This window comes from Shewanella sp. SW1 (genome assembly GCF_025653545.1).
GTDB lineage: Bacteria > Pseudomonadota > Gammaproteobacteria > Enterobacterales > Shewanellaceae > Shewanella > Shewanella oncorhynchi.
In genome coordinates this window covers 102,566-117,845 of sequence record NZ_JAKKSG010000006.1, presented here as the reverse complement: position 1 = coordinate 117,845, position 15,280 = coordinate 102,566, and the positions used below count along the sequence as shown (strand labels likewise).

General features: G+C 46.2%; 12 protein-coding genes. 8 read left to right on the top strand and 4 right to left on the bottom strand.

Annotated features, from left to right (window positions below; genetic code table 11):
- Positions 1–308 precede the first annotated feature (308 nt).
- On the bottom strand, positions 309–1,022 hold the full coding sequence (gene pepE, locus L5M71_RS07330) for a dipeptidase PepE (protein WP_219251641.1): 714 nt from the start codon (positions 1,020–1,022) through the stop codon (positions 309–311).
- A 435-nt stretch (positions 1,023–1,457) separates the two neighbouring features.
- On the opposite strand from pepE, the gene htpX reads away from it, so the two are divergent.
- Positions 1,458–2,321: a protease HtpX gene (gene htpX, locus L5M71_RS07325; RefSeq protein WP_006082065.1), complete on the top strand. Its 864-nt coding sequence runs from the start codon at positions 1,458–1,460 to the stop codon at positions 2,319–2,321.
- Positions 2,322–2,430: 109 nt separating this feature from the next.
- Here the strand turns inward: htpX and L5M71_RS07320 are convergent, their stop codons facing one another.
- Positions 2,431–3,366, bottom strand: a complete 936-nt coding sequence (locus tag L5M71_RS07320; protein ID WP_107947972.1) for a LysR family transcriptional regulator ArgP — start codon at positions 3,364–3,366, stop codon at positions 2,431–2,433.
- 125 nt (positions 3,367–3,491) lie between these two features.
- Here L5M71_RS07320 and L5M71_RS07315 point away from each other — a divergent pair, with 125 nt between their 5' ends.
- Positions 3,492–4,109, top strand: coding sequence for a LysE/ArgO family amino acid transporter (locus tag L5M71_RS07315; RefSeq protein ID WP_113940882.1), 618 nt, complete (start codon positions 3,492–3,494; stop codon positions 4,107–4,109).
- Between the two features lie 244 nt (positions 4,110–4,353).
- Here L5M71_RS07315 and bcp read toward each other — a convergent pair whose 3' ends face one another.
- Both bcp and L5M71_RS07305 read right to left on the bottom strand, forming a co-directional pair.
- Positions 4,354–4,821 (bottom strand): thioredoxin-dependent thiol peroxidase, encoded by a 468-nt coding sequence (bcp, locus tag L5M71_RS07310; RefSeq protein WP_113940881.1) that lies wholly within the window; start codon positions 4,819–4,821, stop codon positions 4,354–4,356.
- A gap of 3 nt (positions 4,822–4,824) precedes the next feature.
- A complete protein-coding gene (locus tag L5M71_RS07305) occupies positions 4,825–5,376 on the bottom strand; it encodes a glycine cleavage system protein R (RefSeq protein ID WP_028759648.1) in 552 nt (183 codons plus the stop codon).
- 172 nt (positions 5,377–5,548) lie between these two features.
- Here L5M71_RS07305 and dapA point away from each other — a divergent pair, with 172 nt between their 5' ends.
- The 6 genes from dapA to L5M71_RS07275 all read left to right on the top strand — a co-directional run bounded on the left by dapA (position 5,549) and on the right by L5M71_RS07275 (position 15,247).
- Complete coding sequence (gene dapA / locus L5M71_RS07300; protein ID WP_263208022.1) at positions 5,549–6,433, top strand: 4-hydroxy-tetrahydrodipicolinate synthase; 885 nt, start codon at positions 5,549–5,551, stop codon at positions 6,431–6,433.
- A gap of 3 nt (positions 6,434–6,436) precedes the next feature.
- The gene (gene bamC / locus L5M71_RS07295; protein WP_131523287.1) at positions 6,437–7,534 is read left to right on the top strand and encodes an outer membrane protein assembly factor BamC; all 1,098 of its coding nucleotides are present in this window, start codon (positions 6,437–6,439) and stop codon (positions 7,532–7,534) included.
- Between the two features lie 368 nt (positions 7,535–7,902).
- A complete protein-coding gene (locus tag L5M71_RS07290) occupies positions 7,903–8,985 on the top strand; it encodes an efflux RND transporter periplasmic adaptor subunit (protein ID WP_263208019.1) in 1,083 nt (360 codons plus the stop codon).
- Entirely contained in the window at positions 8,982–12,077 is a 3,096-nt protein-coding gene (locus tag L5M71_RS07285) for an efflux RND transporter permease subunit (RefSeq protein WP_263203091.1), read from the top strand. The genes L5M71_RS07290 and L5M71_RS07285 overlap by 4 nt, the downstream gene beginning before the upstream one ends.
- A 181-nt stretch (positions 12,078–12,258) precedes the next feature.
- Entirely contained in the window at positions 12,259–14,172 is a 1,914-nt protein-coding gene (gene htpG / locus L5M71_RS07280) for a molecular chaperone HtpG (RefSeq protein ID WP_263208017.1), read from the top strand.
- 211 nt (positions 14,173–14,383) lie between these two features.
- Positions 14,384–15,247 carry a co-chaperone YbbN gene (locus L5M71_RS07275; protein WP_263208014.1) on the top strand — a complete coding sequence of 288 codons (864 nt, stop codon included), beginning with the start codon at positions 14,384–14,386 and terminating at the stop codon, positions 15,245–15,247.
- Positions 15,248–15,280: the final 33 nt, after the last annotated feature.

Sequence of the window (15,280 nt, the reverse complement as noted above, 5' to 3'; positions counted from 1 at the left end):
TTTACCTGCGTAGCTAGAGATTTGTAACATAAATTATGCTTGGCGCTATTTTAGGTGCCGTTCTCAATACTTTGCGGTGTGATTTTATGATAAATAATCGCAATTGGTACTGCAGTAAAAACTGTCTTGGCTGAGCTAACACTGTTCTCATTGAATTCTGTGGCGTTTTTACACAAAATTGGTGCAGTTGAATCGAGAGTGTTAATTAAAAACTTACAATATCAAATGGTTAATCTTAATTATTGCTAATGAGTGATTCAGGCTCACGGTGTTAACTGTGAGCCCATTTAGATATGCTAACGTGGATATTATGACTTGAGTAAGTGCGATAGGTCACTGCCCACAGGAATTAGGATCTCTTGCTGCTCACCACAGAATAAATACGCAGGTTTGTCACCTAAGAGTGATAGTGTGTCTCCTTGTCGCCACAAAGCTGAGCCTTCAACTATGCCGATCACTGGGGTTAATGGGTCGACTTTAGTGAATTCTAATAACCGTTGGGCACGGGTTTCACCATTGTGGCCCGGTGCTTGGTAATTGGAATAGTGTGGATTGAGCTGGAACGGCACTAAGTTTAATGCGTTGAACGAAGGTGGTTCGATGATCGGCATATCATTAGTGGTGCGAATACTCAGTCCCGATACGTTTGAACCCGCACTCCAGCCGATATAAGGTTTACCAAGGGCGACTTGCTCACGAATAAGCGTGACCAGATCATAATGATATAGTTGGTGTAACAGGTGAAAGGTGTTACCCCCACCGATTAAAATTCCATCGGCATCTTTTATTGCTTGTTTAGGGTCTGGATGCTGATGAATACCACTGATATCGAGTTCAAGCTCAGCTAGCCCAGTCACGACAGACGCTAAATAAGTGTCATAACTCATGCTAACCCCTGCATAGGGAATAAAAATCCATTTTTGTGCGTTGGCGGTGAGCGGTTTAATAAAAGGGAGCGCGTGGGCAAGATAAGGCGTATCACCGACACGAGAGCTGCTCAGTAGTAGGGCGTTGATTGTCATTTTGTATCCTGAAATCTCGGAGTGTATTGGTATGTTAACAAAGATTAATTCCGATAAACATACAGAGTTAAAGCAGAATTGCGCTGTAGCACGGCTAGCGGCGGTGTTTTTCAAGATAGTTATCCCCACCAAGATGGAGCGTTCGGGGCATTCTACTTCTGTGTGGCATCAATGCAAAAGTCAGTGATTGATGCGCCTTGAATTAAAGCTCTCAGAACGCGATGAAACTCGTATCTTGAGGTTGCTTGGGCATAAGTTTAAGTTTCGATTAATATACTGTCCCTAGACTCTCGGCCATGAAAGGCAGTGTCTATATACGAGAAAAATAACCTATTTTAAAAACTCTTTTCTTTTACCACTTGAATTTCGATGATTTGGACATATTATGTCTTTGAACAAAGTTAAATGGCCTATTCTTGCCCTAAAGGAGCTGAAATGAAGCGTATATTTCTATTGATTGCGACTAACCTAGCTGTGTTGCTAGTAGCCTCAATTGTGATGTCTATTCTAGGCGTGAACACGTCTACTATGGGTGGACTGCTGGTGTTCGCTGCCATTTTTGGATTCGGTGGGGCCTTTATCAGCTTAGCCATTTCAAAATGGATGGCGAAAAAGACCATGGGTTGTGAAGTCATCACTACCCCACGTGACAGTACCGAACGTTGGTTAGTGGAGACGGTTGCCCGTCAAGCTAAGCAAGCGGGGATTAAAATGCCAGAAGTGGCTATTTATCAATCGCCTGACATGAATGCGTTCGCTACTGGTCCAAGTAAAGACAATTCATTAGTGGCTGTGAGTACGGGTCTGTTATATGGCATGAGCCAAGATGAAATTGAAGGTGTATTAGCCCACGAAGTGAGCCACGTTGCTAACGGTGACATGGTGACCTTGACACTGATCCAAGGTGTGGTTAACACGTTCGTGATCTTCGCGGCCCGTGTGGTTGCTGGCATTATCAACAACTTCGTGTCGAGCAATGATGAAGAAGGCGAAGGTTTAGGCATGTTTGCTTACATGGCCGTTGTTTTCGTACTGGATATGTTATTCGGTATCTTGGCTTCAATCATCGTCGCTTACTTCTCACGTATTCGTGAGTACAAAGCCGATGAAGGCGCGGCCCGTTTAGCGGGTAAAGGCAAGATGATTGCTGCGCTTGAGCGTTTACGCCAAGGCCCTGAAAGTACGGCAATGCCTGCACAAATGTCAGCCTTCGGTATTAACGGCAAGCGTTCAATGGCGGAAATGATGATGAGTCATCCTCCATTAGAGAAACGTATTGCTGCGTTAAGAGCTAGCTAATAAAGAGTGAGTTAACTCTTAAATGTTAAATCTGAGTCTTTAAGACTCACTTGATATTAGATTGAAGGCTTTTAACATCGGGCTCAAACTTTGGTTTGAGCCCGATTTTTTATGCCTGCAGCAAATTATGCTGCGCGGTTGCCGCAAGGGCACGGTAAACCAGTGTCGTTTGTTTTGCTTTGATATTCCAATGCTGCCAAAACAGCGGCACGCGCATGCGCCGTTCTGGGGTGATCTCAATCAGTATCCCTTTATCGATTAATGGTTTAGCTTGTAAATGCCCAACGAGCCCATAACCTAAACTCAAGTTAATCGCTTCTAAAAAGCTCTCGGAAGAGGGGATAGTATGTTGCCACCATTGCCCTGGCGTCATATTGAAATACTGGGCGAGAAACTTCTCATGCAACTTATCTTTGGTGGAGAACACTACCGCTGGCGCCTTTGCTAACTGAGCTTGGTTGATGGTGTTGAATGACGAGGTGTCACTAAATGATGGAGTGTCGCTCAGATCGCTAAAATAGCGTGCGGCAAATTCGGGTGTGGCCACACATAGGTATTCCATGGTGCCTAAAAACTCACTGCTGCAACCCGCCATCGGCACTTCGGTTGTGGTGACACATCCGACCGCTTCACCATTTTTCAATAGATGATGGGTGTAAGACTCATCATCGACAATTAATTCCAATAACCAAGCGTGGCGACTGAACATGCCTGCTAGCGCAGGTAAAAACCACGTGGCCAAACTGTCGGCATTCACAGCGATGCGCACTGTGGTTGGATGGTTGGGATCGTCGGCGTCCATCTCGGCTCTTAATTCACTCTCGAGTAATTGTACCTGTGAATAGTGGCGCAACAGGCGCTTACCTGTGGGCGTTGCGACCACAGGATTGGAGCGAATAAGCAGTGACTGACCGACTTTTTCTTCAAGTTGTCGAATGCGCTGTGATACAGCCGACTGAGTAATGTGCAGCACTTTAGCGGCGCGATCGAAACCGCCTTCCGAGACCACAACGGCGAGCGCTTTGAGATTGGCGTATTCCAGCATAGTCATCCTTAATCGATCTGTGTTTGATGGTTATTAATTTTACTTATGATACATAAAAAACATTAGTTATATTAATTTTGTTGTTTTGACTATGCTAGCGGCTTCTTTAAACATAAGAGGTGGTTATGCAAGCGGCATTTATACAAGGTATGGGAATTGGTGGTAGTTTGATTATTGCTGTGGGCGCGCAAAATGCCTTTGTGCTCAAGCAAGGCATTAAGCGCTCGTACACATTACCGATTGCCTTGCTCTGCTCTATCATTGATGCGCTGATGATCACTGCGGGTGTCGCGGGGCTAGGACATATTATTGAGTCGTTTCCCACTATTAAGCATGTGGCGAGTTTCGGTGGCGCCGCGTTTCTACTTTGGTATGGTGCGAATGCGCTAAAGGCGTCGTTTGTGGCTAAGGGCATTGAGATGGATCAGGCCGATAATGCGGACACATTTAAGAAAGCCGTACTGACGACGCTTGGGATCAGTTTACTTAATCCGCATTTGTATCTTGATACTGTGGTGTTGCTCGGCAGCATTAGCACTCAATTTGATGATTTCGATCGGCCTTGGTTTGGCGCGGGTGCCGTACTGGCATCATTTATTTGGTTTTTTGGCTTAAGTTTTGGTGCGCGTTTGTTAGCGCCTATTTTTACTCGCCCAGCGGCATGGCGTTATCTTGACCGTTTTATTTGGTTAACCATGTGGAGCATTGCCGCTGCGATTATTTGGCCCTATGTGGCAGGATAACCGGTGTTGGGATGCCATAGAATACGGGCATAGCTGAATACTTTTGCGGTTTTTTTGCTCGGTTAGAACGTATCTTGTGATATGAAAGTGAAAATTTTTCATGAAAAAGGTCCTGATTTCAGGACCTTTTCGTTATCGATTGCCGATTATTTATTCAGGCTACCAAGATCAACTGACAACGTTTACACTTTTGTGCCGATTAAAGCAGCAGCTTGAAGCCTTGTATTCGTCGTCATATTAGTCATTAACCCGCGATTTGCGCGAGTACGACTTCATGGTGATCTTTGGTTTTAAACTTATCGAATACGTGGGCGATGGTGCCGTCGGTATTGATAAGGAAGCTTAATCTGTGGATGCCATCATAGGTTTTTCCCATGAATTTCTTTTCACCCCAGACCCCAAAAGCGTCGGCGACACTGTGGTCTTCATCGCTCAGCAAAGTGAAGTTGAGTGCTTGTTTCTCTGCAAATTTAGCCAGTTTAGCCACAGGATCTGGGCTAATGCCAAATACAGTGACATTATGACTATCGAGCTCGGCTTTACTGTCACGCAGACCGCAGGCTTGAACTGTGCAACCCGGCGTTGATGCTTTCGGGTAAAAATACACTAAAACAGGGCCTTGCTTAAGGCTGTCTGCCAGTGATACTGAGTTACCATGTTGATCTTGCAGTGTAAAGTGAGGCGCTTTTGCCCCAGCCGTTAAGGTATTCATCTATTATCCTCTGTCCTCTAAGATGGCAGTGCCTTCCATACGACGAATAGTACAATCTAAGGTCATATCTTGGGCGAGCTGATAGATACTCTGTTCGAGCTTTTCTAGTTCAACTTTTTCAGGAATATTAATGGTTAGCGACACATTTTGTGTTTGTTCACCACCGGGGAGTTCCTCAGAGAATGAACGTACTGCGGCAAGATCTAATGACCTGTCAGCAAGGAACTGGGTAATACGTTTAATGGTGCCGCGTTGGTCTTTACCCGTAAAGCGTACTTCTAGGCGAGAAAGGTAGTTTTGTGGTGTGTGTTTAGAGGTGCGTTTCATCACCGTCAGCAGTTCTAACTCAACGCTGAGACTGGGGAACATACTTTCAATTTTCGTTATTGATGCCCACGAGCCAGACAACATCATAATCAGGGTAAATTCGTTACCAAATAATGCCATACGGCTGTCGACGATATCGCAGTCACAGTCACTGGCAAGTCGAGCTAGTTTACTTACAAGTCCAGGACGGTCGAGACCCATCGCTGTTACGACCAGGAAATTGGTCATGAATTTTCCTCACTTTTTCGATATCATAGAGCGAAAACTCAGGGTTAAAGCTGAGTTTTTGTGCGGGATGTAATGCTACCATAACTAATTCAATTTGAGAGCCCCGTTAATGCTTGTCATTAGTGGTTGGCATCAGTACCATAGCGAATCCTGAAATCTTGGGGAAAGTCAGATGATAAACGGAAGCATCGTAGCCTTAATCACGCCAATGAACAGTGATGGCTCAGTAGATTTTGCAAGTCTTGAAAGGTTAGTCGAATTCCATATTGACCAAGGCACAGATGCCATTGTGGCCGTTGGTACTACTGGCGAGTCAGCGACTCTGCCTATGCCTGAGCATGTAGCGGTCGTTTCACAAACCGTTAAATTTGCTGCGGGACGTGTTCCTGTCATTGGTGGCAATGGCGCCAATGCCACATCTGAAGCCGTTGAGCTCACCAAGTCCTTATCTAAGGTGGGTGTTGCCGCTATGCTTGGTGTAACGCCATATTATAATAAGCCAACGCCTAAGGGATTGATTGCGCATTATAAAGCCGTGGCCGCTAGCACAGATATTCCACAAATTCTTTATAATGTTCCAGGCCGTACTGCCGTTGATATGCTGCCAGAAACTGTTGCCGAGCTTGTTAGCGTAAGCAACATTATTGGTGTAAAAGAGGCGACCGGTGACTTATCCCGTGTAAAAAGTCTGCGCGAACTGTGCGGCGACGATTTCCTCTTGTATAGCGGTGATGATGCCACTGCCAGAGAGTTTTTACTCTTAGGTGGAAATGGCGTAATTTCTGTGGCTAACAACATAGTACCAAAGGCTTTTAAAGCTATGTGTGATGCGGCGCTCGCTGGCAATGCCGAGTTGGCTCAGAGCATAGATACCCCGCTGCGCGGTTTGTATAGCACACTGTTTTGTGAAGCCAACCCTATCCCAGTAAAATGGGCTGCCCATCGTATGGGTTTGATTAAATGTGGCCATATTCGTTTACCTTTGACTGAACTTTCTGAGCAATGTCATGGTCTGTTGATAGAAGCAATGACTCGTGCCCAGATAGAGGTTAAATAATTAATGTTAAAGAAAGTCACTCCACTGATCTTAGTTGCTGCAGTTGCAGCCTGTAGTTCGCCACTTGATCGCCGCCAAGCGAACGGTAACGACGACTATGTTCAGGCCGAGCAAGCGCCTTTGCTTAAGATCCCCGCGGGATTAAAAACGCCACCCTACAATAAAGAATTCGATGTACCAGCACTGGGTTCTAAAGTGAATGCTTCGCTGTATGGCAAAAACTTAGATATCCGTCCGCCACTGCAAGTACTGCCAATGGCGGAAGGTACTCATGTGGAAGAGGGCAGTGACAACATTAAAATCGTAGTTGAATCCATAGACAATGCTGTGGATTTGAAACAAGAAATCTTCACAAACTTAGATGGTTTCTTTGCTCAAAAAGGTATTGCTGTTCGTAGCCGTGATTTTGACAAAGGCAACGTAGAAACCGATTGGATTGAAAGCCGTGAAGTGATTGAATCGAGCATGTGGGGTGCGGATAAAGTTTATCTGTTGCGCCAACGCTATCGTTTTGATGTGGAAACACGTCCACATGGTCGCACTGCCAATATCGTTATTCACTTAGTTGAACACGAAGAGTTCTACGACGATAAAGCGCAACAAGTTTTATTAAGCGGTGAAGATAAGCAAAGATACACTATTGATATGCTGAACAGCGCCATTGCGTATATCAGCGTTAAGCGCGACCAAGCGATCCAATCGAATCGTTTGAAGCAAACCTTAGGTATTAATGTTGATCTCGTGACGCCTGAAGAAGGTAAGGCTTACTGGTCTGCTAAAGCCTCTTACAAGCAAGTGTGGGATCGTCTACGCATAGTGCTACCAGAAATGGGCTTTGAAATTGCCGATATGGATAGTGCTAAAGGATTGTACTTTATCAAGTTTGACGATAACTCTGGTTTCTGGAGTTCATTGTGGGGCGAAGATAAGTTAGCACTGAAAGAAGGTAGCTACCGTTTACTGCTTGAAGATGGTGATACTCCAGAGGAAACGAAAATCTTCCTTCGCGATGGCGAAGATCAGCCATTAAGCGATGAAGTGGTTAGCAATGTGTACCAGTCACTGTCAAACCTGATGAAAGAAGAACGTCAAATACGTTAATTTCAGCAGTTGACTAGAAAAGGGCGAATTATCGCCCTTTTTTATTGGCTGCGATTTGAGTTTTAAGCTGGGAGTTGTCGATTATCTAGGCGATCTGTGTTTCAGGATTTAATTATCTATATACCAATTTTTTTCAAATGGTTTTAGTGATAAATGTTGATTTAGTGGTAATAAGTAAAATTAATCACTTAACAACCTTGTTATCGTACTGCATTCTGGCAACTCAGCCATTGATATCGCCAAAGACACTTAATCATACATATTTTGCGCTATCAGCGTAATTTGTAAGAAAAAGTAAAACGTATTGATGCGATGATGTGAGTGAGTAAACTAGCCGTCATTAATGCGAGTCATTCCTTGGAAGCCCGATGAAAAAAATTATTTTAATAATCGCCATATTGGCCGCGGCATGGTTTGGATACCAAGCCATGCAACCGCAAGAGATTGCTGCAGCACAGATTAAACTCATACCTAATGTAGTGATTGCCACTGCCGCTATGGCGCCCATTCGCGATGAAGTTGAAGCTATTGGTAGCAATAAAGCCGCAGAATCTGTAACGATAACGCCTAAAGTTACCGACATGGTGATAGCGTTTAAATTTGACGACGGCGATATCGTTAAAAAGGGCGAGTTATTAGTCCAACTGCAAAATGCTGAGCAGATCGCTAAGGTTAAAGCCGCGCAAGTCAAAGTCAGTGATAATCAACGTGAATTAGCTCGGATCAGTTCGTTGGTGACTAGCCGCACTGTGGCCGAGTTAGAACGCGATAGATTACAAACCCTTATTGATACCACTCGTGCAGAGCTCGAACAGGCGCAATCATCACTCAATGATCGCAGTATTTTGGCGCCTTTTAATGGCCGTTTAGGCTTACGTCAAATCAGTGTGGGCAGCTTAGTGTCGCCCGGCACTGTAATTACGACATTGGATGATATTTCTACCATTAAGCTCGATTTTTCAGTGCCAGAGCGCTTTATTCAAGATTTAGAGCCAGGTAAAAAGGTGGAAGCCAAAGCGGTCGCTTTCCCTGATGTGACTTTCAAAGGTGTGGTGACATCGATTGATAGCCGCGTGAATCCAACCACACGCACAGTGATCGTTCGCGCCGAAATCCCCAATCCTGAGCTGCGTTTATTACCGGGCATGTTGATGAAGGTCAAACTCATCAAGCGTAGCCGCGAGGCCTTGATGTTGCCTGAATCTGCCATTATCCCGATCCAAAATAGCCATTATGTTTACAGCGTCAATGCTGACAAGGTGATTGAACGTAAACAAGTCACTATTGGGATTCGCACCCGTGGCTGGGTGGAGATCTTAGATGGTTTAGCCTTGGGCGAAAACGTAGTGATCCGCGGCTTACTGAAAGTTCATCCTGGGGATAAAGTGCAAACTGAGTTCGCGGAAAAGTTTAGTTATCTTGCCGATACGAACGCGGAGCCAAGTGTATGATCCTTACTGATCTCTCGGTCAAACGTCCCGTATTTGCCTCAGTGATCAGCTTGTTGCTGGTCGCTTTCGGGCTTGTCTCCTTTGATAAATTACCCCTGCGCGAATACCCGAATATAGATCCGCCAGTGGTATCTATCGACACGAATTACCGCGGTGCCAGTGCTGCCGTGGTGGAAAGCCGCATTACCCAATTGATTGAAGACAGGATCAGTGGCGTCGAAGGCATTCGTCACGTGAGTTCATCGAGCAGTGATGGCCGCTCATCGGTTACCTTAGAGTTTGATATTAGTCGTAATATTGAAGATGCAGCTAACGATGTGCGCGATAGGATCTCAGGTTTACTCGACAATTTACCCGATGAAGCAGATCCCCCTGAAGTACAAAAGGCCAATGGCAGTGATGAAGTGATCATGTGGCTCAATCTCGTGTCGGATCAAATGACGACCCTAGAATTGACCGATTACACCAACCGCTATTTGTCGGACCGCTTTTCGGTGGTCGATGGTGTGGCGCGGATGCGTATTGGTGGTGGTAAGGTTTACGCCATGCGCGTTTGGCTTGACAGACAAGCCTTGGCTTCTCGCAGTTTAACGGTTGCCGATGTTGAGGCCGCGCTCAGAGCTGAGAACGTCGAGTTACCTGCAGGTTCGATAGAGTCGAAGGAGCGGCACTTTACGGTGAGGCTCGAGCGGGGTTATCGCACTGCCGAAGATTTCGCAAACTTAGTGATCACCCAAGGGGAAGACGGTTATTTAGTCAAACTGAGCGATGTCGCACGGGTGGAAATTGGCTCTGATGAAGAGCGGATTATGTTCCGTGGCAACAAAGAGGCAATGATAGGTTTAGGCGTGTCTAAACAATCAACCGCCAATACGTTGGAAGTGGCGCGCGCAGTGAACGCGCTGGTTGACAAGATCAACCCGACCTTGCCAGCGGGGATGTCGATTAAACGCAGCTACGATAGCTCAGTGTTTATCGAAGCCTCGATTAAAGAAGTGTATCAAACCCTGTTCACAGCGATGATTTTAGTGATTATCGTGATTTATCTGTTCCTTGGCAGTGTGCGTGCTATGTTGATCCCCGCGATCACTGTGCCAGTGTCTCTGCTCGGCACTTTTATTGTGCTGTATGCACTAGGTTATACCATTAACCTCTTGACCTTATTGGCAATGATCCTCGCCATTGGTATGGTGGTGGACGATGCGATTGTGATGCTGGAAAACATCCATAGACGTATCGAAGAAGGAGATTCACCACTCAAAGCTGCTTTTCTCGGTGCGCGTGAAGTGGCTTTTGCTGTTATCGCGACCACACTCGTGTTGGTCGCGGTATTTATGCCAATCACTTTCCTTGAGGGTGATTTAGGTAAATTATTTAAAGAGTTTGCCGTGACCATGAGTGCGGCGGTGCTGTTCTCTAGCCTAGTGGCGCTCACACTCACGCCCATGATGTGCTCTAAGTTGCTTAAGCCGAGCTCGCAGGATTCTTGGTTGGTACGTAAGGTCGACGGCATAATGACAAAAGTGTCAAATCGGTATCAATTGTCCTTAAAATCCGCCATGGCCCACCCGATATTGGTGTCGATTCTGGTGTTAGTCGCATTAGGCTCTAGTGTCTATTTAGTCCAAAAAGTACCGCAAGAATTTGCGCCACAGGAAGACCGTGGTTCGTTATTCTTGATGGTCAACGGGCCACAGGGCGCGAGTTACGAATACATAGAATCCTATATGAATGAAGTGGAAAACCGCTTGATGCCATTGGTCGAAACGGGTGATATCAAACGTCTGCTCATTCGTGCCCCCCGTGGCTTTGGCCGCGCGGCGGATTTCTCTAACGGTATGGCAATCATAGTACTGGAAGATTGGGGCAAACGTCGTCCAGTAAAGGAAGTTATCGTCGACATTAATAAGCGTCTTGCCAATCTCGCCGGGGTGCAAGCGTTCCCTGTAATGCGCCAAGCCTTTGGTCGCGGCGTAGGTAAACCTGTGCAATTTGTGATTGGTGGACCTAGCTACGAAGATCTTGCCCGCTGGCGCGATATCATGATGCAAAAGGCGGCACAGAATCCCAAATTATTGGGATTAGATCACGATTATAAAGAGACTAAGCCTCAACTTCGTGTCGTCATCGACAGAGACAGAGCGGCGAGCCTTGGAGTGTCGATTTCAAATATTGGCCGTACGTTGGAATCCATGTTGGGCTCACGCTTAGTGACGACGTTTATGCGTGACGGTGAAGAATACGATGTGATCGTTGAAGGCGAGCGCGATAATCAAAATACGGCGGCGGATCTGCAAAATATCTATGTTCGATCCGAGCGCAGTCAGGAGCTTATTCCGCTGTCTAACTTAGTGACTGTGGAGGAGTTTGCCGACGCCAGTTCGCTGAACCGTTACAACCGTATGCGCGCGATCACCATAGAAGCCAGTTTGGAAGATGGTTATAGTCTAGGTGAAGCCCTTGATTATATGAATCAATTGGCGCGTACCTATTTACCAGCGGAAGCGGTGATTAGCTACAAGGGCCAATCCCTCGATTATCAAGAGTCGGGTAGCTCTATGTACTTCGTATTCATACTCGCACTGGGGATTGTATTCCTCGTGCTCGCGGCGCAGTTTGAGAGTTATATCCACCCTGTGGTGATCATGCTTACTGTGCCGTTGGCTACCGTCGGCGCTTTAATTGGTTTGTGGCTTACGGGGCAGAGTCTTAATATTTACAGTCAGATAGGCATTATTATGCTGGTCGGGTTAGCCGCGAAAAATGGCATCTTGATTGTCGAGTTTGCTAACCAATTGCGGGATAAAGGCGTTGATTTTGATAAGGCCATTATCCAAGCGTCAGCGCAGCGGTTACGACCTATCTTAATGACAGGGATCACCACTGCTGCTGGCGCCGTGCCATTGGTATTGGCTGTAGGCGCGGGTGCTGAAACTCGTTTTGTGATTGGTGTGGTTGTGCTATCGGGGATTTTACTGGCAACCCTATTCACTATCTTCGTGATCCCAGCCGCTTATGGACTCTTTGCCCGCAACAGCGGATCGCCCGAAGCTATCGCCCAACAGTTAGAAAAAGAATTAGCCCAAGACTAACGCCTCGTGCAGGTTGATGTTGAAAGCATACATATAGGCGCTTGGTATTCATCAAGCGCCTTATTTTTCGCCATTCGAACCTCGTTTTAGCCCTTGCCCTTGAAAAGCAAATTTGGAGCCCCATTTAGTAAACACTAAGCGTTACTTTTACCAAATTACGTAACAAATAAAGGAAAATTTCATGTCACAACAAGAAACTCATGGTTTTCAAACAGAAGTCAAACAGCTGTTGCATTTGATGATCCATTCTTTGTATTCCAACAAAGAAATTTTCTTGCGTGAACTGGTCTCCAACGCTGCGGATGCGGCGGACAAGCTGCGTTATCTGGCGTTGACCAATGACGCACTCTATGAAGGCGACGGTGAACTGCGAGTCCGTATCAGTGCCGATAAAGAAAAAGGCACTGTGACCATCGAAGACAACGGCGTGGGTATGACCCGCGACGGCGTGATTGAGCATTTAGGCACAATCGCAAAATCAGGCACCGCTGATTTCTTTAAGAATCTATCGGGCGAATCTTCAAAGGATTCACAGTTAATCGGTCAGTTCGGTGTCGGTTTCTATTCAGCCTTTATCGTGGCGAAGAAAGTCACTGTTCGCACTCGTGCTGCCGGTCATAAGGCCGATGAAGCCGTATTGTGGGAATCAGAAGGCGAGGGTAACTTCACCGTTGATACCATCACTAAGGCGAGCCGTGGTACTGAAATTACGCTGCACCTGCGTGACGAAGAAAAAGAATTTGCCGATGATTGGCGTCTGCGTTCGATCATCACTAAATACTCAGATCATATCTCTGTGCCAGTTGAAATGTGGCAAGAAGGCTCGCCAGAGCGTGATGGTCCTGATGGCGAAAAAATTCCTGCGACCGAAGGTCAATGGAAAGTCATGAACAAAGCCACGGCTTTGTGGATGCGCAATAAAACTGACATCAGTGACGAAGAGTATCAAGAGTTTTACAAACACATTTCCCACGATTACACCGACGCACTACTGTGGAGTCATAATCGGGTAGAAGGTAAGCAAGAATACACTAACCTATTGTATATTCCTGCAAAAGCGCCTTGGGATATGTGGAATCGCGACCGTAAGCACGGCCTAAAACTGTTTGTGCAACGTGTGTTCATCATGGATGACGCTGAGCAATTTATGCCATCTTATCTGCGCTTCGTGCAGGGCTTAATTGACTCAAACGATCTGCCGCTGAACGTATCTCGCGAAATTCTGCAGGATAACCACGTGACCAAAGCGATGCGTACAGGTATCACCAAACGTGTGCTTGGCATGCTGGAAAAACTGGCGAAAGACGATGCGGAAAAATATCAACAGTTCTGGGCTGAATTTGGTCAAGTGCTGAAAGAAGGACCTGCGGAAGATTTCGCCAACCGTGAACGTATCGCGGGCTTATTGCGTTTTGCCTCGACCCACACAGGCAGTGCTGCGCCGACTGTGTCACTCGATGACTACATCAGCCGCATGAAAGAAGGTCAAACTAAGATTTATTACATTGTTGCCGATAGCCATGAAGCCGCCGCTAACAGCCCACATTTAGAGTTGCTACGTAAGAAAGGCATTGAAGTCTTACTGATGTCAGAGCGTATCGACGAGTGGCTAATCAACCACTTAACTGAGTACAAAGAGAAACAACTGCACTCAGTGACCCGTGGTGATTTAGAACTTGGCGAGCTGGAAGATGCATCTGAAAAAGAAGCGCAAGAAAAGCTTGAGCAAGAATCGGTAGCTTTAGTTGAACGCATTAAAGCGGCATTAGGCTCAACCGTTGCTGATGTGAAAGTCACGTCACGCTTAACCGACACTCCTGCCTGTGTGGTGGCGGGTGAAGGCGAAATGTCGACTCAGATGATTAAGCTGATGCAAGCTGCGGGTCAACCTGTGCCAGAAGTGAAGCCGACATTTGAGATCAACCCAGCGCACCCATTAGTATCGCGCTTAAATGATCTTCAAGATGAAGCCGCCTTCGCGGATTGGTCAAATCTGCTGCTGCAACAGGCGCAATTATCTGAAAAAGGTAGCCTTGCGGACCCATCGGCCTTTATCAAGCTGATGAACCAAATGTTACTGGCTAACATGAAGTAAATGACTATCGGGGCCCTTCTTTGAACGGCCCCTATATTGTTTCTAGTGCAGGAAGAGTGGTTTGCGCCTAGCCTGTCACTCAATTCATTAGTGATAACACAAGCTGTTAAGACAACGATTTTAAAATAGCGCGTTGAAACTGAGTGCTAACACTTAGTTTTAAAAGAATAAGGCCTCCTATGATTGAGGCCTTAAACGTTAAGGGAATACTATGGACAATATCCTCAGCCTGACTAAAGACAATATTCAGCAAGTGGTTGACGCCTCGATGCAACAGATCGTGGTGTTAGCATTTTGGGCACAGCCACAGGAACAAAGTGTGGCGATGCTGCATACCTTAGAGCAAATTGCCGCGCAAAATGCGGGTCGATTCGTGCTCGCTAAAGTCGACTGTGAAGCCGAATTAGAAATCGCCAATTACTTTCGCATTCAAAGTCTACCGACCACGTTAGTATTGGATAAAGGTCAGCCTGTCGATGGTTTTGCTGGCCTGCAAGATGCGGCGCAAGTCACAGCTATGCTGGATAAACATTTGCCGCCTATGTGGCAGTTACAGTTAGCACAGGCCAAAGCATTGCTCGCGCTTAGCCAAGTGAGCGCAGAAGATCTTGCTACTGCAGCTGTGTTGCTTAAAGAAGCCCATGTCGGGTCAAATCAAGCGGGTGAGGTGAGTCTAGTGCTTGCCGATGTGTATCTTATGCAGGGCGAATTAGTGCTAGCACAAGCCATGCTTGAGAAAGTAGGGCTTGCCGACCAAGATGGTTATTACCAGAGTTTAAAAGCTAAGCTCGCACTTGCCTTGGATGCGGCGGATACCCCTGAAATTCGCGATTTGCAGCAAAAGTTTGAGCAAAATCCAACAGATTTAGTGTTATTACTCGAGCTGAGTAAGGTATTGCATGCTGCCCACCGCGATGATGAAGCATTAGAACTGTTATTCGGTGTGCTCAGTAAAGATTTAGGTGCTGAAAATGGCACAGTAAAACAAGTATTTATGGAAGTATTAACGGCACTTGGCCAAGGTAATCCCATAGCCAATCAATACCGCCGTAAGCTCTATACTTTGCTCTATTAATGAAAAAAATCGCTTAGTAACCGCAGTTTATTT